This is a genomic window from Kitasatospora sp. NPDC056184 (genome assembly GCF_042268405.1).
Lineage (GTDB): Bacteria > Actinomycetota > Actinomycetes > Streptomycetales > Streptomycetaceae > Kitasatospora.
Map to the genome: position 1 here is coordinate 346127 of NZ_JBHJUI010000005.1, position 22076 is coordinate 368202.

Genomic DNA, 22076 nt, shown 5'->3' on the forward strand with positions numbered 1-22076 from the left:
ACAACCCCCGTGATCAGATTCGACGGCGCGGGCAAGCGCCACCCCGACGGCACGGTCGCCGTCGAGGGCCTCGACCTCGACGTCCCCACCGGTCGGACGACCGTGCTGGTCGGACCGTCCGGCTGCGGGAAGACCACCCTGCTGCGGATGGTCAACCGCATGGTCGAGCCGACCTCGGGCCGGGTCCTGCTGGACGGCACCGACGTGGCGGCGATGGATCCGGCCAAGCTGCGGCGCGGCATCGGGTACGTGATCCAGCAGGCCGGGCTGTTCCCGCACCGCCGGGTGATCGACAACGTCGCGACCGTCCCCTATCTGCTCGGCTGGGACCGGAGGAAGGCCCGCGCGCGGGCGGCCGAGCTCCTCGACCTGGTCGGACTCGCCCCGGAGACCGCCCGGCGGTACCCGTTCCAGCTCTCCGGCGGCCAGCAGCAGCGGGTCGGCGTGGCGCGGGCGCTGGCGGCCGATCCGCCGGTGCTGCTGATGGACGAGCCGTTCAGCGCCGTCGACCCGGTCGTGCGGGCCGGGCTCCAGGAGGAGCTGCTGCGCCTCCAGTCCGAGCTGCACAAGACGGTGCTGTTCGTGACCCACGACATCGAGGAGGCCGTCCGGCTCGGCGACCAGGTCGTGGTGCTGCGCGAGCGGGGCCGGATCGCCCAGCTCGCGGATCCGCACACGCTGCTGACGGCGCCCGCCGACGCGGACGTCGCGGCCTTCCTCGGCCGTGACCGGGGCCTGCGCGGGCTCGGGCTGCGGCCCGCCGCGACCGTGGCCGTCCGGCCGATACCCCTCGCACCGGCCGGCCGGGCGAAGGGCACCGTGCGCTTCGGCGGGTGGGAGCTCGTGCTGGACGACGAGCGCCGTCCGATCGGGTGGATCGACCGGGACGCGGCGGGGGCCGCCCTCCAGCCGGCGCCCGGGTTCCGCCCCGAGGCCGACACGCTGCGCGCGGCGCTGGACGCCGCCGTGCTCTCCCCCGCGGGGGTCGCCGTCGCGCTGGACACCGACGGCCGGGCGACCGGGACGGCCGACCGCGAGGCCGTGCTGGCCGCGCTCGCGGCCCCTCCGTCCCCGGCCGGTGCCGCCGGCGCCGCCGCGTTCGCCGACGTGCCCGACACCGCCGCTGTCCCCGGCGCCGCCGAGGCCTCCGCGCCGGAGCGGGCCGGAACGGCCGGTGCCGGGGCAGAGCCCGAGCCCGAGAAGGACGGAGCCGCCGGTGGACGGTGAACCGATCGTCCGCTGGTACTGGATCGGCGACCACCTCGGCTACCTCGGCGACCTGCTCGCCGACCACGCCGTGATCGCGTTGCTCCCGGTGCTGATCGGCCTGCTGCTGGCGGTCCCGCTCGGGCTGGCCTGCACCCGCTACCCGCGCCTCTACCAGCCGCTCGCCGCCGTCTTCAACATCGTCTACGCGCTGCCCTCGCTGGCCGTGTTCGTCGTGCTGATCCCCTACACGGGACTGGCCACCCAGGCCACCGTGATGATCCCGCTCACCTTCTACGCGCTCGCCGTGCTGCTGCCCACCACGGTGGACGGGCTGCGGGCCGTGCCCGACCCGGTGCGGCAGGCCGCCACCGCGATGGGGTACGGGCCGTGGCACCGGCTGGCCGCCGTCGAACTGCCCGCCGCCGTCCCCTACCTGGTGGCCGGACTGCGGGTGGCGGCCGTCTCCAGCATCTCGCTGGCCTCGGTGGGCGCGCTGGTCGGGCGCGGCGGGCTCGGCTACCTGTTCGTCGACGGGTTCCAGCGCACCTTCCCGACCCCGATCGTGGCCGGGATCGTGCTGATCGCCGCGCTCGCCCTGGCCGTGGACCTGCTGCTGGTCGGCGCCCGCCGGCTGCTGGCGCCCTGGGCCGTGCGGGAGAAGGGAGCGGGCCGGTGAACTGGCTCACCTGGCTGGGGGACTTCTTCTCCGACCCGGACCGCCGCAGCGGTCCGAACTCGATCGCGAACCGGATCGCCGAGCACCTGCTGTTCTCCGGCGAGGCCCTGCTCTTCGCCGCGTTGCTGGCCGTCCCGCTCGGGCTGCTGATCGGCTACACCGGGCGCGGCGTCACCGCGGTGACCGCGCTGGCCGGCGCCGCCCGCGCGCTGCCCACGCTCGGGCTGGTGACGCTGGCGGTGCTGCTCGCCGGGGTCGGCGACACCGCCGTCCTGGTGCCGCTGGTCGCGCTGGCCGCGCCGCCGCTGCTGGTCGCCGCCGTCGAGGGGGTGCGCGGCACCGACCCGGACGTGCGGGACGCGGCGCGCGGCGTCGGGCTGACGCATCCGCAGGTGCTGTGGCAGGTCTGCGTGCCGTCGGCGCTGCCGACCCTGCTGGCCGGCTTCCGGACCGCGACCGTGCAGGTCATCGCGACGGCGACGGTGGCCGCGTACGTCGGGCTCGGCGGTCTCGGCCGGTACGTCGTCGACGGGCTGGCCACCCGCGACTACGCGATGACGGTCGGCGGCGCGCTGCTGGTCGTCCTGCTCGCCGTCGGGGCGCAGGCGTTCTTCGCGCTGCTGGCCCGTTACGCGCTCCCGCCCGGGCTGCGCGCGCAGCAGCTGGCCGCGGCCCGGCAGCCCTCGTGACCGCTCCGGCCCGACGGCGTGCCGCCACCGCGGCCGTCCCGCTTCCTTCGACCGACCGTGACGTCCACCTCGAAAGGACACCTATCACCATGTCGACATCCGTATCCGCGCCACTGAGAGCGGCGACGGCCGGCCGCCGGGCCGGCGTCCTGGCCGCGCTCGCCGCGCTCGCCCTGACCGCGACGGCCTGCTCCTCCTCCGGCGGCGACCCGCTGGGCGGCAAGGACTCGGCCGCCCCGGCTCCCGGCAGCGCCTCCGGGAGCGCCGCGACGGGTGCCCCGGCCGGCGGGACGGTCGTGGTCGGCTCGGCCAACTTCCCGGAGAACGTGCTGCTCGGCTCGATCTACTCGCAGGCCCTCAAGGCCAAGGGCGTGAAGGTCGAGGAGAAGTTCAACATCGGCAGCCGCGAGGTGCTCTACGGGCAGCTGCAGAGCGGCAGTCTGTCCGTGCTGCCGGAGTACAACGGCTCGCTGCTCGCCTACCTGGGCGGCAAGTCGGCGGATCCGAGCACCGCCGCCGTCAACGCCGAGCTGGCCAAGACGCTGCCCGCCTCGCTCGCGGTCCTGGACTCCTCGCCCGCCGAGGACAAGGACACCCTGAGCGTCAGCCAGGAGAGCGCCGACAAGTTCGGGCTGAAGTCGATCGCCGACCTGGCCGGCAAGGCGGGCGAGTTCACCATCGGCGGCCCGCCGGAGTTCAAGTCGCGCCAGGAGCAGCCGCTCAAGGACGTCTACGGTCTGACGTTCAAGGAGTGGAAGTCGACCGGCGAGACCACGGCCAACGCGGTCAAGGACGGCTCGGTGCAGGTCGGCAACGTCTTCTCGACCGACCCGAAGATCTCGCAGCTGAAGCTCGTCCCGCTCACCGACCCGAAGAACCTGTTCGCGGCCCAGAACGTGACGCCGCTGGTCAACAAGGCCAAGGTGGACGCGACGGCGACCGGCGCGCTCAACGCGGTGTCGGCGAAGCTGGACACCGCGGGGCTGCTGGAGCTGATGAAGAAGGTCGCGGTCGACAAGGAGGACCCGTCGGCGGTGGCCAAGGACTGGCTGAAGAGCAACGGGCTGTCCTGACCACGCGGAACGCCGGGCCCGGGAGCCGATCCCGGGTCCGGCAGACCTTCCCTTGAGCGGCGCGGACATGACAGTGTGACGGCATGCGCACTCGTCTCCTCGCCGCCACCCTCACGGCCTGCGCCGCGGTGAGCCTCGCCGCGTGCTCCAGCTCCGGCTCGGACTCCGGCAGCACCGCCGCCACCCCACCGGGTACCGCCGCGCCGACGGCGTCCGGCACCGGCGCGGCGACGGCCGCCGCGTCCCCCGCGGCGACCGCCCCCGCCCCGGCACCGGGCTCCCCCGAGGCGCCCGGCCCGGGCGGCACGGCCGGCGCCTCCGCCGGCACGCCGCCGACCGGGGCCGCGACCGGGAACCCGCCCGCCCCGGGGGCCACGGGCTCCGCGCCGGCCTCCGAATCCCCCGCCGATCCCCCGGCGGCCTCGAAGCCGGCACCGCCCCCGGACGCCGGGCTGCCGGCCGAGCCCGCCGCGGACCTCACCGCGCGGCTCGTCGCCGCGCTGGAGGCGATCGACCCGGCGCTCGTCGGCGGACAGCCCGGCCAGGCCGTCGACCGGGCCCGCGCCCAGTGCCAGGCGATGTACCAGTTCCCGAAGGACCGGGCGAAGTTGATCGATCTGGCCGACCGGCGCTTCACGGATCCCACCCACCCCCAGGGTTTCGGGCCGGAGAAGGCGGAAAAAATCCTGGACGCGCTGCGCACCACCCTCTGCCCGCCGGCCTGAACCGCTCCTCCGGCGGGCCCCCGAACGGCCCGGTGTCCTGAGCTCCGGGCCACCGTGGCCGCGCGCGACGACCACCGCGCGGCCACGGCACACACCCCCGGCTCAGACGAGGCTCCAGGCGGTGTCCTTGTCGTCGGACGAGACGAAGTCCACGGGTTCCTCCTTTCCGGGGGTCGACACAAGTAAGACGCGTGAGCGCGGGGCGCGTGTCACGCGGCAAGCGGGTTTCCGCGCGTACGGGCGCAGCGGTGGACGGACGGCGCCCGGCGTACGGGCACGTGCGGGTGGAGGGCGTTCCGCGTGGACGCGCGCCTGGGAGAGCGGGCGGGCGGAAGCCCGGAAGAAGGACGGAACGGCTGGACGGTAGGACGGCGACGGCGCACGAACGTGCGCGGGAGCGAACGGACTTGGCCCGGCCGTCGGCCGCCGGTGGCGGCGGTCCGGGACCCGGGGCCGGGGGCTCACCCGTGCGGGCGGCAGCCGCCCTCTCTGTCGAGCTTCCGATCGAGGTCTCGCATGCCCCGATGATGTCGGAGCGACCGGCCGGGCCACAACCGGATTTGCGGGCGGTTGACCGTCCCCCGGCCAACCTCGGCCCATTATGCTTCGCTGACGAACTGTAAGGACTCTTGACAGACGAGTGGTCTAGTCCAACCATAGGCATGTCGATCCGACCGGGATGCACTGTGGGGGTGTGACCACCGGCGGCTGAGGCACGCCCTGCCCTGCTCCGCTCCGCCCCCAGGCCCCGCCACGGCGTACGCGCGTCCGCGCACGCCGTCCGTCCGTGCCGCGCGCCTGCGGGAACCGCACACCCCCGCGCCACCCGTCCCGCCGCACGGTCCTCTCCCCCTACGAGGGTTCCGTACGCCCCCGCAAGGTCCGCAGCGCCGTTCCGCACGCTTCACCAACGTCCTGCCCCACCACGCCTGTTGGAGAACCCATGCGTCTACGCAGAACAGTTCAGGCCGCCCTGGCCGCCTGTGCCACCCTCGTCGCCTCGGCCGGCCTGGTCGCCGGCGCGGCCGTGGCCGACGCCGCGCCCGTGAGCGCGGCCGGCGCCGAGGTCAGCGCCACGACCGCCGCGAAGCCCCTGCCCAGCCGGGTGTTCGCCCCCTACTTCGAGTCGTGGACCGGCGAGAGCCCCGCCGCGCTGGCCGCCCAGTCCGGGGCCAAGCACCTGACGATGGCGTTCCTGCAGACCGCCACCAAGGGCTCCTGCACGCCGTACTGGAACGGCGACACCTCGCTGCCGATCGCGCAGTCCTCCTTCGGCGCCGACTTCGCCACCATCAGGGCCAACGGCGGCGACGTGATCCCGTCGTTCGGCGGCTACACCGCCGACACCACCGGCACCGAACTGGCCGACAGCTGCACCGACGTCAACCAGATCGCCGCCGCCTACCAGAAGCTCATCACCACGTACGACATCAGCCGGATCGACCTCGACATCGAGGTCGACTCGCTGGACAACTCCGCGGGCATCGACCGCCGCAACAAGGCGATCAAGCTGACGCAGGACTGGGCCGCCGCGAACGGCCGCCAGATCCAGTTCTCCTACACGCTGCCGACCACCACCAGCGGCCCCGCGGCCAACGGCATCGCGCTGCTGAGGAACGCCGTCACCAACAACGCGCGGATCGACGTCGTCAACCTGATGACGTTCGACTACTACGACAACGCCGCGCACGACATGGCCGCGGACACCCAGACCGCGGCGACCGGCCTGTACAACCAGCTGGCCAAGCTGTACCCGACCAAGACCCCCGCGCAGCTCTGGGGCTCCATCGGCATCATCGAGATGCCCGGCGTCGACGACTTCGGCGCGGCGGAGACCTTCACGCTGGCCAACGCGACCACGGTCTACAACTGGGCCGTCTCCAGGGGCATCAACACCCTGTCGTTCTGGGCGCTGCAGCGCGACAACGGCAAGTGCCCGGGCGGCGGCGCGCGCGACGACTGCTCCGGGATCCAGCAGAACACCTGGGACTTCACCAAGATCTTCGCGCCGTTCACCAGCGGCAGCCTGCCCAACAACGACTTCACGCTCAGCGTGAACCCCAACGCGGGCACGGTGGCGGCCGGTTCGTCCACCACCGCCACCATCAACACCGCCGACATCACCCCGCCCGGCGCGCCCTCCGGCACCGCGCAGAGCATCAGCCTCAGCGTCAGCGGCGCGCCCGCCGGCGTCACCGCCACGGTCAACCCCGGTACCGTCCTGGCCGGTTCGCCCGCGACGCTCACCGTCGCCACCACGGCGAACGCCGCCGCCGGCACCTACCCGCTCACCGTCACCGGCACCGCCGCCTCCGGCAGCCACACCGCCACCTACACGCTGAAGGTGACGAGCACCCAGCCCGGCAACGACTTCTCGGTCGTCGTCAGCCCGGCCGCCGGCTCGGTGACGGCGGGCTCGTCCGCCAGCGCCACCGTCAACACCGGTGTCGTCGCCGGCTCCGCGCAGAGCGTCGCCCTCACCGTGAGCGGCGCGCCCGCCGGCGTCACCGCCACGGTCAACCCGGGCAGCGTCACCGCGGGTTCGCCCGCGACGCTCACCCTCGCCACCGCGGTCACCACCACCCCCGGCACCTATCCGCTCACCGTCACCGGCACCGCCGCCTCCGGCAGCCACACCGCCACCTACACGCTGACCGTCACCGGGGTCACCCCGCCCGGCGGTCTGGCCAACGGCGGCCTGGAGACCGGCAGCCTGGGTCCGTGGACCTGCCAGGCCGGCGGCTCCGTGGTGAGCACCCCGGTGCACTCCGGCTCGTACGCGCTGCAGGCCGCGGCCACCGCGTCGCAGACCGGTGAGTGCGCCCAGACCGTCACCCTGACGCCCAACAAGGCCTACACGCTGACCGGCTGGGTCCAGGGCAACTACTCCTACCTCGGCGTGAGCGGCGGCGCCACCGGCTCCGCGTGGACCAGCGGCTCCGGCTGGACCAAGCTCAGCGTCCCGTTCACCACCGGCGCCTCCGGCACCGTGACGGTGTACCTGCACGGCTGGTACGGCCAGGGCAGCGTCTACGGCGACGACTTCTCGATCGCCTGACGGACGCCGGCCCGCGGGCAACGGCTGACAGGTGACAACTGACAACTGACAACTGACAGATAACAGCTGACAGATATTGTCATCTGTCAGCCGTCGGTCCCCGCCCCACGCCCCACTCCCCCGCCGGGGTGCCGCGACGCTCGTGTCGCGGCACCCCGGCGGACCCCGTTCCAGCGGCCGGTACCGACCCCGCGGCGGCCGGCCGTCCGCCGCCCGCTAGGCGACGGCCGGTTCCGCGGCGCGCCGACCGGGCCGCAGGAGCAGCAGGTAGGACAGCGCGGCGAGCAGCGAGCAGCTCAGCACGACGACGGCGAGCAGCACCGCGGAGGGACTCCCGCCCAGGCTGCTGAGCGGAGCGACGACGGCGCCGCAGAGGAAGTTGCCGGTGCCGAGGAGGGCCGAGGCGGAGCCGGCGGCGTGCGGTGCGACCAGGCTCAGCGCCCGGGCGGCCGAGTTCGGCAGGACGACGCCGAGGCCGGCCATCATCACGAACAGCGAGGCGCAGACGGCGACCAGCCCGAGGTCCCAGACGGCGGTGGCCAGGACCAGGAACGTCCCGGCGGCGATCATCGTCGCCAGGCCCGCGCGCATCAGGGTGGCAACGGCGAAGCGGGGGGCGAGGAGCCGCCCGTTCACCTGGTTGGCGCCGACGATGGCCACCGAGTTGAGCCCGAACAGCAGGCCGTAGGTCTGCGGCGACACGTGGTAGACGTGCTGCAGCACCACCGAGGAGCCGCTGATGTAGCCGAACAGCGCGCCGAAGGCGAAGGTGCTGGTCAGCAGCAGACCGAGGAACGGCACGTCGCGCAGGAGCCCGCCCATCGTGCGCAGGGTGGAGGCCAGGCCGCCGCCGCGCCGGGCGCCGGCCGGGAGGGTCTCGCGCAGGGCGCCGAAGGCGACCAGGGTGAGCAGCACGCCGAGGCCGACCAGGGCGCCGAAGGTGCCGCGCCAGGAGGTGACGCGCAGCAGTTGCGAGCCGAACAGCGGGGCGAGGATCGGGGCGAGGCCGGATATCAGGGTGATCGAGGCGAGGAAGCGGATCATCGCGACGCCCTCGAAGCGGTCGCGGGCGACGGCGCGGCCGATGACCAGTCCGGCGGCGCCGGCGGCGCCCTGGACGAAGCGTGCGGCGATCAGCACGGACAGGTTGGGCGCGATCACGCAGACCAGGCTGGCGAGGGTGTAGACGACGAGCCCGGCGAGCAGCGGCGGGCGGCGGCCGAAGCGGTCGCTGAGCGGTCCGAAGATCAGCTGGCCGGCCGCGACGCCGAACATCGAGAAGGTGAGGGTGAGCTGGACGGCGGCCGGTTCGACGGCGAGGTCGTCGGCGATCGCGGGCAGGCCGGGCAGGTAGAGGTCGGTGGTGAGCGGGCCGAGGGCGACCAGGCCGCCGAGGACGGCGATGGTGGTGCGGCCGTGCGCGCCGTCGCCCGCCCGGGCCTTGGCGGTACCCGGGTCGGCGAGGGCGGGATCGGTGGCGGGCTGCGCGGTGCCGGGCTGGGCGGTGCCGGTGAGGGAGTCGGCGGGGGCGGCGGAGGCGGTCGACGTGTCACCGGCAGAGCCGGCGGTCGGGCCAGGCATGGGGCTCCTCTCGGAACGGGCACGGCCTTCGTGCTCGCTCCGTCCTACCGCAGCCCTCGGTGCCGCCGACAGTGGGGGGTCGGCCGCCTGGCCCGTTCGGGGCAGGGCGGCCGGCCTGCCCCGGCGCCGTCTCAGCGGGCGAGCCGCTCGGCCCGCAGGGCGGCCTGGACGGCGGCGCCGTCCTGCCACGCGTAGAGCTGGTTGCCGGTCAGGGCGACGTTGTAGTGGCCGCAGGAGCCGGCCGCCTTGGCGGTGACCCCCTCCGGGAACCAGCCCGCCTTGATCGAGACCGGCGCCGGGTGGCTGCCCCTGCCGGGCTCGGCCGTCCGGCAGCCGGCGGGCAGCCGGCCCTCCGGGAGGGTGGCGGTGAGCAGGCGGTCGTCGCCGGTGGTGGACATCAGGTAGCGGACGGCGGAGGCGTTGTCGGGCAGCCAGGCCGGCACGGCGCGGTGGTCGGCCTTGGCCGCGCTGCCGCTGGCGTAGGCGGACTGCTCCTGGTGCCGGCCGTCGTACCACTCGGCGACCCTCGGCCCGACCGCCACGGCGGCGACGGCGACGGCCATACCGGTGCCGGCCACTCCGAGTGCGATCCTGCCCGCGATGCCGTTCATGCCCGACCGTCCTCTCCCGTGGGGTGGTGCTGTGCGTCCGGCGCCCGCTTCCCCGGCCCCGGGGCCGGTCTCCCGGCCTGTCTCCATCCTGGTGCGCGCCGGGCTGCCGGATCGTCACCGCCAGGTCCTGGTCTTCCGCCGTCCTTGGGGGGTACCTCCTCCACCTTGAGGCGTACGCGCGCCCGGCCGGTCTCGGGGTTCTCCCCGGTCGAGCCTGGCCCGGGCCGTCCGGGGGCGCAGCCCGGCCGCACCCGCCCGGGTGCCGGCGGGTGCGGCGGCCACCCGGTTGCCGGATACTGCCGGGCCCGGGCCCGGGCGCGGGAGCGGCGGCCTGCGGCGGCCGCCCCCGCTCCGGTCAAGGCCGTGCCGCTGCGGTCAGAACGCCGCCGGGGCGGGGACGGCGAGCGGGAAGGGCCGGCCGTCCAGGGTCCAGTGCGGGTCGATCGGGCGGCCGAGCGCGGCGTACACCTGGGCGGCGACGTCGGGGTGGCGGATCTCGCCGACGGGCGGGGCGGCGGGGATGCCGGGGCCGGCGCAGGCGACCCAGGCGGTGCGCTCCTCGGGCGTGCGCCCGCCGTGGCCGCCGGCGTCGACGTGGCCGTGGTCGGTGACGACGATGACCGTCCAGGCCTCCGCGGCGTACCCGCGCCGGGCGCGCAGCGCGTCCAGCAGACGGCCGAGGCGCTCGTCGGCGGCCCGCATCGCGGCGCGGTACTCCTCGCCGCAGCCGAGGAAGTGGGCGGTCTCGTCGACGGCGCCGAGGTAGACGAAGGACGCCTCGGGGTCGGCGTCGCGCAGCACGTCGACGGCCTCCCGGGTGACCTCCTCGTCGACGGCCTCCCAGGCCTCGGGGGTGTCCTCGGCGGGGGCGACGTAGCAGAGCCGGCCGGGGGCGCGGAACAGCGGTCCGCCGGACTCGGCGATGACCAGCGGGTCCCAGCCGGCGGCGACGAAGGTGCGGCGCCCGTCGCCGCGGGCCAGCCGGGTGGTGAAGTCGGGGAAGACGTCGAGCCGGTTGCCGCCCAGGTGGTTGCCCCAGACGCCGTGCTTGGCGGGCTCGACGCCGGTGACGACGGTGGCCCAGCACGGGCCGGACATGGTGGGGGTGGAGTCCGCGACCGTCACGGGCGCCAGGAACCCGGCCGCGGCGAGCTCCGCGAGCCTCGGCATCGGCACCTGCTCCAGCAGGTCGTACCGGACGCCGTCGATCCCGACGACGAGGACCCGGGGGCGCGGCAGCGGCGGTGTGGACATGAGGGGCGGTTCCTTTCACGGTGCGGGCGCCGGCCGCGCCCGCGGCGGGGCGGGCGGCGGCGACCGCGCTCATGCTTCACGCCCCGTCGGACCGCCGGGTGTCCTGGCGGGGAAGGCCGGGTGGACGGGGCATGTCCGGCGGCTTCGGGGAAGCTTTGCCTCCGGTCCTACGATTTCGTATAGTCCGATTACGTGAATTCATCCTTCGAGCCGAGCACGAGCTCCGCGATCCTCGCGCTGCAGCGTGCCACGCACGTCACCCTGCACGTGCTCGCGGCGGAACTGGCCGGCCTGGACCTGACCCCCTCCGAGACCAACGCGCTGGCGATCCTGGCCGACGGCCGGAGCCGGACCGCCTCCGAGCTCGGCACCGCCGCCGGCACCCGTCCGACCACTCTCACCAGCGTGCTCGACCGCCTGGAGCGCCGCGGCCACATCACCCGCGGCACCCGGCCGGCCGACCGGCGGGTCGTGGTGATCGAGCTGACCCCCTCCGGCCGACGGGTCGCCGAGACCGTCCGACAGACCCTGGACGCGTTGGAGACCCGAGCGCTCGACGGGCTGCCCGCGGAGTCCCTGGCCGGTTTCCACCACGTCCTACGAGCCCTCACGGAGGCACCGTCATGACCCACGACACCCTCGCAACGCAGGACGACGCCGCCCTCTTCGACCGGCTGATGGCCCTGGTCCGGGCGGGCGGCGGCGGTTTCGGACACCGCGAGCACGTCCACCTGACCTGGCTGGCCGTCCACCAGGTCGGCATGCCGGCGGCGCTCGCCCTCGTCGGCGACGGCATCCGGCGCACCGCCACCGCCGCCGGCGCGCCCGGCAAGTACCACGCCACGCTCACCCGCGCCTGGGTCGAGCTGGTCGCCCACCACGCCGCCGACCGCGAGCCCGGGGACGGCGCGGACGTCCCAGGCAGCGCGGACGGCGCGGACGGCGCGGACGGCGCGGAGTTCGCGGACTTCGCCGACCGGCACGCCGAGCTGTTCGACCAGCGGCTGCTCGACCGGTACTACCGCCCCGGGACCCTGGCGTCCCCCCGGGCCCGCGCCGAGTGGGTCGAACCCGACCTCGCACCGCTCCCCCGGGCCGCCGACCGCTGAGGCGTGCCCGCCCGCCCGGCGCCGGAGCGTACGAAGCGCCGGTCGGCGGCCCGCACCGCGCCGGCCGGGCCCGCCGCGCGCAGCACCACGTCCAGGACACGGTCCGGGTCGGCGGCGTAGCAGTGGGCGAACCACGGCAGGTTGGCCTCGACCACGGCCCACCGCTCGGCCGGGTCGTACGGGTCGAGCAGCGTTCCGACGTCGAGGGCGACGGCGCTGGGCAGGCCGGTGCCGGCGGCGGCGAGCAGCCGCTGCGCGAAGGCGACGGCCGGCCCGGTGAGCGGCCCCGGGTCGAGCCGGCCGAAGCGGGCGTAGCGGCTGCCGGTGCGCACGGCGCCGTCGAGGACGAACAGCCGGTACTCCGCGCCGAACGTCACCGGGTCGCTGACCAGGACCGGGGTGTCGGGGCCGATCCGTTCGCCGGTGCGCGGCAGCCGGCCGCCGTCTGCGTAGACGGCGGCCGGCAGCGACTTGTCGGCCGGGGGTTTGACGAAGGCCGGCCGGCGCAGCGTCCAGGCCTCGGCGAGCGTGGTCAGTTCGATCCGGCGGCCGGTGAACTCCTCGGGCAGGGCGGCGAGCCAGTCGTCGGCGGGTTCGAGCAGGGCCAGGTCGAGGCGATCGGCGATCCGGGCGGCGGCGAGCGGTCCGCCGTACCAGTGGACGGGCCTGCCGGCCAGCCGGTCGACGGTGCCGGGGCCGGTCAGGACGGCGGTGGCCAGTCCGCGGGCGGCGGCGGCCGCGGTGAGCAGCGCGGTCGTGCCGGTCGCCTGGGCCGAGGTCAGCAGGACCGGGGCCGGCGCGGCCGGGAGCCCGGCGGTCACGGCGCGGGCCGGAACGCGTGGACCACCTCGATGCGCCCGACCAGGTGCCGGTTGAACTCGGGCAGGTCCTCGGCGGGGACCCAGAGTTCGAGGATGGTGCGCCCGCCCGCCTGGCGGACGGGGTAGCGGGCGAGGAAGGCGGTGTCGACCTCGAAGCGGGTGACGTAGCCGGCGCCGGAGGCCGGGACGTTCCAGTCGCGGGCGATCCGGATCGCGTAGTCCTCGTTCAGCACCGGGTAGAAGATCGGCTGGTCGGGCAGGCGCGGTGGCCAGGCACGCCAGTCGGCGGCCTCGACCAGGGCCAGTTCCTGAGGGCCGGTCGGGCGCCAGAGGGTGGTGGTGGGCGCGCCGGCAGCGGACACGCCGGTGGAGGCGCCGGCGGACGTGGGGGCGGGCGGGGTCGTCGGGCCGTTCATGGGCCTGACGCTAGCCATGAACGGCCCGGCGGCGGTACCGGTTTTCGCAGCGGGGAGGGCCCGGCGGGCGGGTCAGTGGTAGGCGGACTCGCCGGTGATGGCCTCGCCGAGGACGAGGGTGTGGATCTCGCTGGTGCCCTCGTAGGTGAGCACCGACTCCAGGTTGTTGGCGTGCCGCAGGACCGGGTAGGCGGTGGTGATGCCGTTGGCGCCGAGCACGGTGCGGGCGCTGCGGGCGATCTCCAGGGCGGCGCGGACGTTGTTGAGCTTGCCGAAGCTGATGTGCGCCGGGCGGGCCGCGCCCTCGTCCTTGAGGCGGCCGATCCGCAGCGCGACCAGGTAGGCCTTCTCGACCTCCAGCATCATGTCGACGAGCTTCTGCTGGGTGAGCTGGAAGCCGGCGATCGGGCGCTCGAACTGGACGCGGCTCTTCGCGTAGTCGAGGGCGGCGGTGTAGCAGTCGCGGGCGGCGCCGACGGTGCCCCAGAGGATGCCGAACCGGGCCTCGTTGAGGGAGGACAGCGGTCCGCGCAGGCCGGTGACGCCGGGCAGGACGGCGTCGGCGGGCAGCACGACGTCGTCGAAGGCGAGGGCGCTGGTCACCGAGGCGCGCAGGGACAGCTTGCCGGGCACGTCGGTGGCGGTGAAGCCGGGCGTGCCGGGTTCGACCAGGAAGCCGCGCACGCCGTCCTCGGTCTGCGCCCAGACGACCGCGACGTCGGAGATGCCGCCGTTGGTGATCCACATCTTGGAGCCGGAGAGGACCCAGTCCGCGCCCTCCCCGGCGCCCTTGCGGCGGGCGCGGGTGCGCATGTGGGCGGGGTCGGAGCCGAAGTCCGGTTCGGTGAGGGCGAAGCAGCCGATCAGCTCGCCGGCGGCGAGGCCGGGCAGCCAGCGCTGCTTCTGCTCCTCGGAGCCGAAGGCGTGGATGGAGCGCATGGCCAGCGAGCCCTGGACGGAGACGAAGCTGCGCAGGCCGGAGTCGGCGGCCTCCAGTTCCATGCAGGCGACGCCGTACGCGACGGCGCCGGATCCGGCGCAGCCGTAGCCGTCGAGGTGCATGCCGAGCACGCCGAGGGCACCGAGTTCGGGGGCGAGTTCACGGGCGGGGAAGACGCCGCGCTCGAACCAGTCGCCGATGTGCGGGCGGATCCGGTCGTCGGCGAACTCGCGCACGGTGTCGCGGACGAGCCGCTCCTCGTCGGTGAGCAGGTCGCCGACGGCGAGCAGGTCGGCGGGGTCGATCCTGGGCGGCTTCGCCACGGGGGCTCCTTGTACGCTCGGCGGGGTGCGGGCGGCGGGGTGCGGAAGTCGGACGGCGGGAGCCGGACCGCGGACCCGTCGCGGCGCTGGGTACCGGCGAGTATGGCGCACCGGGCCGCTCCCGGGACCGCCGTCGACGAGGGAGTGAGCATGTACACAATCCGGCTGCTGACGGCGGAGGAGTTGCGCGGGTCGGCGGAGCAGTTGGGCGCGCTGCTGGCGGACGCCGTCGACGGCGGCGCCTCGATCGGCTTCCTCGCTCCGCTCGACCTCGCCGCCGCGGCCGACTGGTGGCGGGCGCTGGCCCCGGACGTGGCGGACGGACGGCTGCTGGTCTGGGTCGCCGAGGCGGACGAATCGAACGAAGCGGATGCGGCGAACGACGCGGACGCAGCGGACCGCGCGAACGACGCGGACGGCGCGGGGCGCGGCCGGATCGCCGGGACGGTGCAGCTGCGTCCGGCGACGACGGCCAACGGCCGGCACCGGGCGGACGTCGCCAAGCTGATGGTCCACCGGGCGGACCGGGGGCGGGGGCTGGCCGGACGGCTGCTCGCGGCCCTGGAGGCGGGGGCCGCCGAGCGCGGGCTGCGGACCCTGGTGCTGGACACCGAGACGGGCAGCCCCGCCGAGCGGATGTACGCGGCGGCGGGCTGGACCAGGGTCGGCACGGTGCCGGACTTCGCGACCGACCCGGCGGGGGTGCCGCACGCGACCACCATCTTCCACAAGGCGCCGACGGCCCCGGCGGCCGCGTCGCTACGATGACGCCTCCGCACCCGGGCGGGGTGCGGGACGAGACGTGAGGGGTGGTGGACCGTGGGCCGTTGGGCCGTGGTCGCGCAGGAGACCGAGGGCCTCGGGGACAACCGGATCTGGGGCCCCAAGGTGCTCGCCGAGGTCGAGGGCAGCCGGGAGGACGCGCTCGACGAGCTGCGGCGGATCGTCCCGGCGTACACGCCGCAGCACCCGTTCAACGGCCGGCGGCGCCGACTGTACCGGGACGGCGACGACTATCTGCTGATCACCCAGGGGAGCATGCGGGACTACCACTGCGTCCTCACGGTGTGGGAGCTGCTGTGGGACAGCGAGCGGCCCGAGGTGCAGCAGGAGCGGCTCGCGGCGGCCGGGGACGGCGCGGGCGACGCGGGCTGACGGACGGTGCCGCGGGCGGTTCTGCCGGGCGGGCGCCCGGCGCGCGGTCAGGCGACGCCGCAGAGGCGCAGGACCGCCGTGGTCGCGGCGGCCGCGACGACCACCAGCGGGAACGGCGCGCGGCGCAGCGCGAGGACCCCGGCGACCAGCACGCCGGCCGGCCGGGCCCATCCGGCGAAGCCGTGGCCCTGGGTCAGCGCGCCGGTGGCCACCAGGGCGACCAGCAGCACGGCGGCGGCGACCGCGAGCAGGTGACGCAGGCGCTCGGAGACGGTGAGCCGGTCACCGAGCAGCGGGCCGGCGAGCCGGAACGCGTAGGTGCCGGCAGCCAGCAGCAGGATGGCGGTCAGGGGCATCGGCGGACCTCCTCGGTGAGCGGCACGGACTGCGACCCGGGGGCGTTCCCCGCGCCGGTGGCGGCCCCGGACGCCGCCGGAACCGCCTCGGGGGCCTGCTCCGGGGTCTGCTTCGGAGCCTGCTCCGGGGCCTGCTCCGGGGCTGCCGGACGGCCGGCGAACAGCAGTCCGACGAGCGCGAGCAGGACCGGCAGGCCCGCCGGGACGTACGGGGTGGCGGCCACGGCGACGGCGGCGCCGACCAGGGCGGCGGTGCGGGTGCGGCGGTCGCCGAGCGCGGGCAGGACGAGGGCGAGCAGCACGGCGGGGAACGCGGCGTCCAACCCCAGGGCGTCCGTGTCGCCGATCAGCCCGCCGGCCGCCGCTCCGACCACGACGGCGGCGTTCCAGACGGCGAACAGCGCGAAGCCGCAGACCCAGTACGCCGCCCGGCGCCGTCGCGGGTCGGACTCCAGCAGGGTGAACGCGGCGGACTCGTCGGTCAGCAGCTGGGCGCCGAGCAGCCGGCGCCACCGGGGGCCGTCGAGCGCGTCGGCGACGGTGAAGCCGAAGGGGAGCAGGCGGGCGTTGAGGACCAGGCCGGTGACGACGGCGGCGAGCGCGCCGCCGCCGGAGAGCACGACGCCGACGGCGGCGAACTGCGAGCCCCCGGCGAAGACCAGCAGGGACATGGCGACGGGCACCCAGAGCGGGAGGCCGCCGGAGACGGAGATCGCCCCGAACGAGGCGCCGACCAGGGCGTCCGCGAGGCAGACCAGGGCGATGTCCCGGAGGGTGGCACGTTCGAGGGTTCGGAGGAGCGAACGCATGTCCAGTAGAGTGAACGCAACAGGGGTCGTTCGTCAAGCCGAACGCCTGGACGTGTGGAGCGAACGCGGATGAGTGGAAACAGCGGCGGCGGGCCCGCCGGGAGCGAGCTGATCGAGCTGATCGCGGCCTCGATCCGGCGCGAGCGCGAACGCGCCGGGCTGTCGATGGCCGAGCTGGCCCGCCGGGCGGGGATCGCCAAATCGACGCTCTCGCAACTGGAGTCGGGCGCCGGTAACCCGAGCGTCGAGACGCTCTGGGCGCTCGGCGTCGCGCTGGACGTGCCGTTCAGCCGACTGGTCGACCCGCCGCGCCCGGTGGTCCGGGTGGTGCGGGCCGGCGAGGGCCCGGTCACCCACTCCGAGCGGGCCGACTACGCCGCGACCCTGCTCGCCTCCTGCCCGCCCGGCGCCCGCCGCGACATCTACCGGATCGACGCCGAGCCGGGCGAGACCCGGGCCTCCGACCCGCACATGCCGGGCACCGTCGAGCACGTGCTGCTGGGCGCCGGCCGGGCGCTGGCCGGGCCGACGCAGGCGCCCGTCGAACTGGGCCCGGGCGACTACGTCAGCTACCCCGGCGACGCCCCCCACGTGTTCCGGGCCCTGGCGCCGGGCACCCTCGCGGTGATCGTGATGGAGCACGTCTGACCCCCGGCACGACCGACATGACCGGCACAACTGGTACGGCCGGCACGACCGGCGCGACGAGTCCGCGCCACCGGCGGCGACCCCTCGCCGGCCGCCGCCGGTGGCGCGGCGGCCCGGTCGCGGGCCCCGCTTCCCGGCACCGCCTGATCAGAGCTTCAGGAGCCGGTCCAGGAACGGGTTGCCGAAGACCCGGTGCGGATCGTGGCGGTCCAGGGTGGTGACGGCCTCGTCCCAGCCCGGTCCGCCGCCCTCGCGGTGGCCGGCCGGGATCACCCGGTCCAGCATGTCCGGGTCGGCCCACGCGGCGTCCTCGGTGTAGGCCCAACCCTTGGACCACTCGACGCGCAGGCCCGCCCGGGTGCCGTCGAAGGAGCGCAGCAGGGCCTGTTCGAGGTCGCGGGCGAAGCGGTTCAGTCCGGGCGTGCCGGGGAAGCCGAGCACGTCGAGCCAGACGGCGGTGTCCCACTCGGGGCGGTCGGGGCGCGGACGCAGCGCGGAGAGCAGCGGCGGCCGGGCGCCGGGCACCCCGGACCAGGCCGGGTCGTCCACGCCGGTGACCCGGATCTCCACCGCGCCGTTCACCGGGAACTCGCCGCGGTCCCGGTAGGCGTCGAGCAGCGCCCGGTAGCGGTCGGCGAACTCGGCCACCACCCACTGCAGGTCGGCGCGCCGGGCGAGGACCGCGTAGCCGTTGGCGGTGACCCGCAGGGTGGTGGGGCGCACGTACTGGAGCAGGGTCCGCGAGGGACCCCAGAGGTCGGAGCGCAGGCCGCCGGCGAGCAGGTGGGTGAGCACCTCGCCGGTGAGCAGGTCGCGGATCAGCCCGCCGGAGAGGAGGACGTCGGTGATGTCCCCGGTGAGGCCGATCTTGGCGACGAGGTACTGGAGTTGGCCGAAGAGCGGGGCCGAGGCCCAGGTGCCGGCGACGAGGTCGCCGGCCAGCCGGGCGATCGGCTCGGGGACGGAGTCGGAGAAGGGGTAGTTGTAGGGCCCGTCGACGGCGCGGGCGGCGAAGGGGCGGTTCGGGGCGACGCTCCAGGTCTTCAGCCAGGGCCGCTCGGTGTAGGCGAACCAGATCGCCTCGACGCGGCCGTCGCGTTCGACGAAGTCGGCGAGGGTGCGCGGGCGGGAGGGGGTCGACGCCGGCAGCGCGCCGGGGCGGGCGAAGAGTTCGGCGGCCGGGATGTCCAGCCGGCTGACGCAGCGCAGCGGCCGGTCGGCGCCGGCCCGGAGCACCACCTCGGTGACGAACGCGCGGCCGAGGTGGACCAGGAAGGCGGCGCTGTCGGCCTCGGAGCGGTCGAAGGTCCGCAGCGTGTAGCGGTCGGTGGCCGGGTCGAGGACCACGGCGGTCAGCCGGGTGACCTGGTTGCTGACGGAGCCGTAGCCGTGCCCGTCGGGGCGGGTCTCGCCGGCGGCGGGGACGGCGGTGCCGTGGCCGCCGATCGCGAGCACGCCGCCGACGGTGAGTTCGCCGGGGGCGGGGACGGCGGTGAGGCCGAGGCCGCGCTCGGCGAGGTGGGCGAGCAGGGCCTCCATGGTGGCGCCGCTCTGGGCGCGGACGGTGGTGGGCGAGTCGGCGGTGAGCGCGGTGAGGTGGCGGGTGGTGTCGAGCAGCAGCACGCGGGCCGCCTCCGGGGTGCCGTCGGCGACGGTGAGCGGTGCCCAGGTGTGCCGGTGGCCCTGGGCGCGCAGGCGCCAGCCGTGGGCGCGGGCCCAGTCGGCGAGCGCGGGGACCTCCTCGGGGGTGCGCGGGGCGCAGGTCCACAGCCGGTCGGTGCGGACCTCGCCGGACCAGTTCTGGTAGACGCGCCGGAACAGCTCGGTGCCGGCCGGGAGTCCGGGCGGGACGGGGGCGTCGTCGGCGAGGGCGCTGTCCGGGCCGACGGTGCCGCGCAGCAGCCAGGCGCCGGCGCCGAGCACGGCGGAGGCGCCGAGCAGGCGGCGCCGGCTGAGGCCCCGGTGCGCCTCGCCGCGGTCGTGGCCGCCGTGCTCCTGGTCGTGGTCGCGCTCGTGCTCGTGCTCGTGCCGGTGGTGGTGTTCCGTGGTCATGCCCCGCCCCTGCTGTCCGTGGTCTCCCCGATCCGGGTGAATGTACGAAGCGGTCGGCCGGGTGCTGCGGCGGCGCCCGCGATCTTCACTCGAAGGAATGAACCTTGCCGGATTTCCCGGTGCGCTCATAGGTTGATCGTGATCGCCGTGCTCCATCGCCGTGCTCCATCGCCGGCCCTCTTCACCTCCGGAGGCCCCACCGTGTCCGCGCCCACTCCCCTGGCCGTCGCCGTCGCCCAGCCCGCCTGCCACCCGTCGGGGCGGCCCGGGACCGTCGCGGCCAACGTCGACCGGCACGCCGCCGCCGTCCGGGCGGCCGGGGCGGTGCGCCTGGTGGTGTTCCCGGAACTCTCGCTCACCGGCTACGACCTGGCCGCGCCCGCCGTCGACCCGTCCGACGAGCGCCTCGCACCGCTCGTCGCGGCCTGCGCGGAGACCGGTGCCACGGCCCTGGTCGGCGCGCCGGTCGCCGGGGCGGACGGCCGCGAGTACATCGCCACGCTCGCCGTCACCGGCGCCGGCGCCTCGGTGGTCTGCCGCAAGACCAACCTCTACGGCAGGGAGGTCGAGCGCTTCGCCGCCGCCGACCGGCCCTCCGTCCTGGAGCTGGACGGCTGGCGGCTGGGCCTGGCGATCTGCGCGGACGCCGCCGACCCGGAGCACGCGAAGCGGCTGGTCGCGCTCGGCGCCGACGCCTACGTCGCCTCGACGCTGTACGGGGCGGGCGCCGAGTCGCTGGCCACCAAGGAGGCCCGGTACCCGGCGCGCGCGGCGGACAACGGCGTCTGGGTCGTGCTGGCCACCGCCGCCGGGGCGAGCGGCGAGTTCGCCGCGACCTCGGGCGGCTCGGGCGTCTGGGCGCCGGACGGCACCGAGGCCGCCAGGGCGGGCACGGCGCCGGACGAGGTCGTGACCGCGGTGCTGGGGTAGCCGGGGGCGCGGGGACCGCCGCGAGCGCCGTTCCGGTGCCCGCGCGCGGGCCGCTCCCCCCGGCCGGAAATACCCGGGGCCCGCGCGCGGCTGTGGTGTGCGGAAGCCGTACCCGGTCGGGGCGGGGATCCCGGGCCCGAAGGGCCCCGCCCCGGCCGGGACCGTTCAGGAGGTGCAGCGCGCGATGGGTGACGAGCAGATGACCGGCGACTACCGGATCGAGCACGACTCGATGGGCGAGGTCCGGGTGCCCGCCGGGGCGAAGTGGCAGGCGCAGACCCAGCGGGCGGTGGAGAACTTCCCGGTCTCCGGCCAGCGCCTGGAGCGGGCGCACATCGCCGCGCTGGCCCGGATCAAGGCCGCCGCCGCGCGGGTCAACGCCCGGCTCGGCGTGCTCGACGAGGAGACCGCCGCCGCGATCGCCTCCGCCGCCGAGGAGGTGGCGGCGGGCCGCTGGGACGCCGAGTTCCCGGTGGACGTCTTCCAGACCGGCTCGGGCACCTCCTCCAACATGAACACCAACGAGGTGATCGCCACCCTGGCCGGCGAGCGCCTCGGCCGGCCGGTCCACCCCAACGACCACGTCAACGCCAGCCAGTCGTCCAACGACGTCTTCCCGTCCTCGATCCACATCGCCGCCACCGCCGCCGTCAGCCAGGAGCTGATCCCGGCGCTGGAGCACCTGGCGGAGGCGCTGGAGCGCAAGGCGGCGGAGTTCGCGGACGTCGTCAAGGCGGGCCGCACGCACCTGATGGACGCCACGCCGGTCACCCTCGGCCAGGAGTTCGGCGGCTACGCGGCGCAGGTCCGGCACGGGCGGGAGCGGCTGCTGGCCACCCTCCCCCGGGTCGCCGAACTGCCCCTCGGCGGCACCGCCGTCGGCACCGGCATCAACACCCCGCCCGGGTTCGCGGCGGCGGTGATCGAGGAGGTCGCGCGCGCCACGGACCTGCCGCTGACCGAGGCCCGGGACCACTTCGAGGCGCAGGGCGCGCGGGACGGCCTGGTCGAGCTGAGCGGCCAGCTGCGGACCGTCGCCGTCGGCTTCACCAAGATCGCGAACGACCTGCGGTGGATGGGCTCGGGCCCCCGCACCGGCCTCGGCGAGCTCAACCTGCCGGACCTCCAGCCCGGCTCCTCGATCATGCCGGGCAAGGTGAACCCGGTGCTGCCCGAGGTGGTGCTGATGGTCGCGGCCCAGGTGATCGGCAACGACGCCACCGTCACGGTCGCCGGGGCGAGCGGCAACTTCGAGCTCAACGTGATGCTGCCGGTGATCGCCCGCAACGTCCTGGAGTCGGTACGGCTGCTCGCCAACAGCGCCCGGCTGCTGGCCGACCGCGCGGTGGACGGCATCACGGCCAACGCCGAGCGGGCCCGGGAGTACGCGGAGTCCTCGCCCTCGGTGGTGACGCCGCTGAACCGGTACATCGGCTACGAGGAGGCGGCCAAGGTCGCCAAGCAGGCGCTCGCCGAGCGCAGGACCATCCGTCAGGTGGTGCTGGAGCGCGGGTACGTCGAGCAGGGTCGGCTCACCGTGGAGCAGCTGGACGAGGCGCTGGACGTGCTGCGGATGACCCGGCCGTAGCCGTAGCCGCCGCCGGCCGGCCCGCGTCCGGCGGCGCCTCACGCGCACCCGGG

At 75.4% G+C, this 22076-nt stretch carries 22 protein-coding genes; 13 read left to right on the plus strand and 9 right to left on the minus strand.

What is annotated here, in order from left to right; translation table 11 throughout:
• The first annotated feature begins 9 nt into the window (after window positions 1–9).
• From ACFC0B_RS13545 to ACFC0B_RS13570, 6 genes are all read left to right on the plus strand, one after another.
• Window positions 10–1227 (plus strand): ABC transporter ATP-binding protein, encoded by a 1218-nt coding sequence (locus tag ACFC0B_RS13545; protein WP_376085755.1) that lies wholly within the window; start codon window positions 10–12, stop codon window positions 1225–1227.
• A complete protein-coding gene (locus ACFC0B_RS13550; protein WP_376085757.1) occupies window positions 1217–1885 on the plus strand; it encodes an ABC transporter permease in 669 nt (222 codons plus the stop codon). Before ACFC0B_RS13545 ends, ACFC0B_RS13550 begins: the two co-directional genes overlap by 11 nt.
• Window positions 1882–2574: an ABC transporter permease gene (locus ACFC0B_RS13555; RefSeq protein WP_376085760.1), complete on the plus strand. Its 693-nt coding sequence runs from the start codon at window positions 1882–1884 to the stop codon at window positions 2572–2574. Before ACFC0B_RS13550 ends, ACFC0B_RS13555 begins: the two co-directional genes overlap by 4 nt.
• Window positions 2575–2663: 89 nt before the next feature.
• A complete protein-coding gene (locus ACFC0B_RS13560; protein WP_376085762.1) occupies window positions 2664–3647 on the plus strand; it encodes an ABC transporter substrate-binding protein in 984 nt (327 codons plus the stop codon).
• Between the two features lie 83 nt (window positions 3648–3730).
• Window positions 3731–4372 carry a hypothetical protein gene (locus ACFC0B_RS13565; protein WP_376085764.1) on the plus strand — a complete coding sequence of 214 codons (642 nt, stop codon included), beginning with the start codon at window positions 3731–3733 and terminating at the stop codon, window positions 4370–4372.
• Window positions 4373–5315: 943 nt separating this feature from the next.
• Complete coding sequence (locus ACFC0B_RS13570) at window positions 5316–7430, plus strand: glycosyl hydrolase family 18 protein (protein WP_376085765.1); 2115 nt, start codon at window positions 5316–5318, stop codon at window positions 7428–7430.
• Between the two features lie 216 nt (window positions 7431–7646).
• Here the strand turns inward: ACFC0B_RS13570 and ACFC0B_RS13575 are convergent, their stop codons facing one another.
• The 3 genes from ACFC0B_RS13575 to ACFC0B_RS13585 all read right to left on the minus strand — a co-directional run bounded on the left by ACFC0B_RS13575 (window position 7647) and on the right by ACFC0B_RS13585 (window position 10876).
• On the minus strand, window positions 7647–9011 hold the full coding sequence (locus tag ACFC0B_RS13575) for a multidrug effflux MFS transporter (RefSeq protein WP_376085768.1): 1365 nt from the start codon (window positions 9009–9011) through the stop codon (window positions 7647–7649).
• 131 nt (window positions 9012–9142) lie between these two features.
• The gene (locus ACFC0B_RS13580; RefSeq protein ID WP_376085770.1) at window positions 9143–9622 is read right to left on the minus strand and encodes a hypothetical protein; all 480 of its coding nucleotides are present in this window, start codon (window positions 9620–9622) and stop codon (window positions 9143–9145) included.
• Between the two features lie 375 nt (window positions 9623–9997).
• Window positions 9998–10876, minus strand: coding sequence for an alkaline phosphatase family protein (locus ACFC0B_RS13585; protein ID WP_376085772.1), 879 nt, complete (start codon window positions 10874–10876; stop codon window positions 9998–10000).
• A 192-nt stretch (window positions 10877–11068) separates the two neighbouring features.
• On the opposite strand from ACFC0B_RS13585, the gene ACFC0B_RS13590 reads away from it, so the two are divergent.
• Window positions 11069–11503, plus strand: a complete 435-nt coding sequence (locus tag ACFC0B_RS13590) for a MarR family winged helix-turn-helix transcriptional regulator (protein ID WP_376085773.1) — start codon at window positions 11069–11071, stop codon at window positions 11501–11503.
• Window positions 11500–11985, plus strand: a complete 486-nt coding sequence (locus tag ACFC0B_RS13595) for a hypothetical protein (RefSeq protein WP_376085776.1) — start codon at window positions 11500–11502, stop codon at window positions 11983–11985. The genes ACFC0B_RS13590 and ACFC0B_RS13595 overlap by 4 nt, the downstream gene beginning before the upstream one ends.
• Here the strand turns inward: ACFC0B_RS13595 and ACFC0B_RS13600 are convergent.
• The 3 genes from ACFC0B_RS13600 to ACFC0B_RS13610 form a co-directional block, all read right to left on the minus strand.
• A complete protein-coding gene (locus ACFC0B_RS13600; protein WP_376085777.1) occupies window positions 11895–12806 on the minus strand; it encodes an ATP-grasp domain-containing protein in 912 nt (303 codons plus the stop codon). The genes ACFC0B_RS13595 and ACFC0B_RS13600 overlap by 91 nt on opposite strands.
• Window positions 12803–13222, minus strand: a complete 420-nt coding sequence (locus ACFC0B_RS13605) for an ADP-ribosylation/crystallin J1 (protein ID WP_376085780.1) — start codon at window positions 13220–13222, stop codon at window positions 12803–12805. Before ACFC0B_RS13605 ends, ACFC0B_RS13600 begins: the two co-directional genes overlap by 4 nt.
• 72 nt (window positions 13223–13294) lie before the next feature.
• Window positions 13295–14485, minus strand: coding sequence for an acyl-CoA dehydrogenase family protein (locus ACFC0B_RS13610; RefSeq protein WP_376085781.1), 1191 nt, complete (start codon window positions 14483–14485; stop codon window positions 13295–13297).
• 150 nt (window positions 14486–14635) lie between these two features.
• On the opposite strand from ACFC0B_RS13610, the gene ACFC0B_RS13615 reads away from it, so the two are divergent.
• Window positions 14636–15253 carry a GNAT family N-acetyltransferase gene (locus ACFC0B_RS13615; RefSeq protein WP_376085783.1) on the plus strand — a complete coding sequence of 206 codons (618 nt, stop codon included), beginning with the start codon at window positions 14636–14638 and terminating at the stop codon, window positions 15251–15253.
• Window positions 15254–15304: 51 nt separating this feature from the next.
• Complete coding sequence (locus ACFC0B_RS13620; RefSeq protein WP_376085785.1) at window positions 15305–15640, plus strand: hypothetical protein; 336 nt, start codon at window positions 15305–15307, stop codon at window positions 15638–15640.
• A gap of 47 nt (window positions 15641–15687) precedes the next feature.
• On the opposite strand, the gene ACFC0B_RS13625 is transcribed toward ACFC0B_RS13620, so the two are convergent.
• Both ACFC0B_RS13625 and ACFC0B_RS13630 read right to left on the minus strand, forming a co-directional pair.
• Window positions 15688–15996 (minus strand): AzlD domain-containing protein, encoded by a 309-nt coding sequence (locus tag ACFC0B_RS13625; RefSeq protein ID WP_376085788.1) that lies wholly within the window; start codon window positions 15994–15996, stop codon window positions 15688–15690.
• Entirely contained in the window at window positions 15987–16805 is an 819-nt protein-coding gene (locus ACFC0B_RS13630) for an AzlC family ABC transporter permease (RefSeq protein WP_376085791.1), read from the minus strand. Before ACFC0B_RS13630 ends, ACFC0B_RS13625 begins: the two co-directional genes overlap by 10 nt.
• A gap of 69 nt (window positions 16806–16874) precedes the next feature.
• Here ACFC0B_RS13630 and ACFC0B_RS13635 point away from each other — a divergent pair, with 69 nt between their 5' ends.
• Window positions 16875–17453 carry an XRE family transcriptional regulator gene (locus ACFC0B_RS13635; RefSeq protein ID WP_355362881.1) on the plus strand — a complete coding sequence of 193 codons (579 nt, stop codon included), beginning with the start codon at window positions 16875–16877 and terminating at the stop codon, window positions 17451–17453.
• A 147-nt stretch (window positions 17454–17600) separates the two neighbouring features.
• Here ACFC0B_RS13635 and ACFC0B_RS13640 read toward each other — a convergent pair whose 3' ends face one another.
• The gene (locus tag ACFC0B_RS13640; protein ID WP_376085792.1) at window positions 17601–19505 is read right to left on the minus strand and encodes a cholesterol oxidase substrate-binding domain-containing protein; all 1905 of its coding nucleotides are present in this window, start codon (window positions 19503–19505) and stop codon (window positions 17601–17603) included.
• A gap of 201 nt (window positions 19506–19706) precedes the next feature.
• On the opposite strand from ACFC0B_RS13640, the gene ACFC0B_RS13645 reads away from it, so the two are divergent.
• Both ACFC0B_RS13645 and ACFC0B_RS13650 read left to right on the plus strand, forming a co-directional pair.
• Window positions 19707–20435: a carbon-nitrogen hydrolase family protein gene (locus ACFC0B_RS13645; protein WP_376085794.1), complete on the plus strand. Its 729-nt coding sequence runs from the start codon at window positions 19707–19709 to the stop codon at window positions 20433–20435.
• 184 nt (window positions 20436–20619) lie between these two features.
• Window positions 20620–22023, plus strand: a complete 1404-nt coding sequence (locus tag ACFC0B_RS13650) for a class II fumarate hydratase (RefSeq protein WP_376085795.1) — start codon at window positions 20620–20622, stop codon at window positions 22021–22023.
• Window positions 22024–22076: the final 53 nt, after the last annotated feature.

Coding starts and splice junctions, on each gene's coding strand:
- ACFC0B_RS13565 (WP_376085764.1), top strand. CDS start 3,731: ATGCGCACTCGTCTCCTCGCCGCCACCCTCACGGCCTGCGCCGCGGTG.
- ACFC0B_RS13595 (WP_376085776.1), top strand. CDS start 11,500: ATGACCCACGACACCCTCGCAACGCAGGACGACGCCGCCCTCTTCGAC.
- ACFC0B_RS13615 (WP_376085783.1), top strand. CDS start 14,636: ATGTACACAATCCGGCTGCTGACGGCGGAGGAGTTGCGCGGGTCGGCG.
- ACFC0B_RS13650 (WP_376085795.1), top strand. CDS start 20,620: ATGGGTGACGAGCAGATGACCGGCGACTACCGGATCGAGCACGACTCG.
- ACFC0B_RS13605 (WP_376085780.1), bottom strand. CDS start 13,222: ATGAACGGCCCGACGACCCCGCCCGCCCCCACGTCCGCCGGCGCCTCC.
- ACFC0B_RS13625 (WP_376085788.1), bottom strand. CDS start 15,996: ATGCCCCTGACCGCCATCCTGCTGCTGGCTGCCGGCACCTACGCGTTC.
- ACFC0B_RS13635 (WP_355362881.1), top strand. CDS start 16,875: ATGAGTGGAAACAGCGGCGGCGGGCCCGCCGGGAGCGAGCTGATCGAG.
- ACFC0B_RS13570 (WP_376085765.1), top strand. CDS start 5,316: ATGCGTCTACGCAGAACAGTTCAGGCCGCCCTGGCCGCCTGTGCCACC.
- ACFC0B_RS13585 (WP_376085772.1), bottom strand. CDS start 10,876: ATGTCCACACCGCCGCTGCCGCGCCCCCGGGTCCTCGTCGTCGGGATC.
- ACFC0B_RS13560 (WP_376085762.1), top strand. CDS start 2,664: ATGTCGACATCCGTATCCGCGCCACTGAGAGCGGCGACGGCCGGCCGC.
- ACFC0B_RS13580 (WP_376085770.1), bottom strand. CDS start 9,622: ATGAACGGCATCGCGGGCAGGATCGCACTCGGAGTGGCCGGCACCGGT.
- ACFC0B_RS13640 (WP_376085792.1), bottom strand. CDS start 19,505: ATGACCACGGAACACCACCACCGGCACGAGCACGAGCACGAGCGCGAC.
- ACFC0B_RS13575 (WP_376085768.1), bottom strand. CDS start 9,011: ATGCCTGGCCCGACCGCCGGCTCTGCCGGTGACACGTCGACCGCCTCC.
- ACFC0B_RS13630 (WP_376085791.1), bottom strand. CDS start 16,805: ATGCGTTCGCTCCTCCGAACCCTCGAACGTGCCACCCTCCGGGACATC.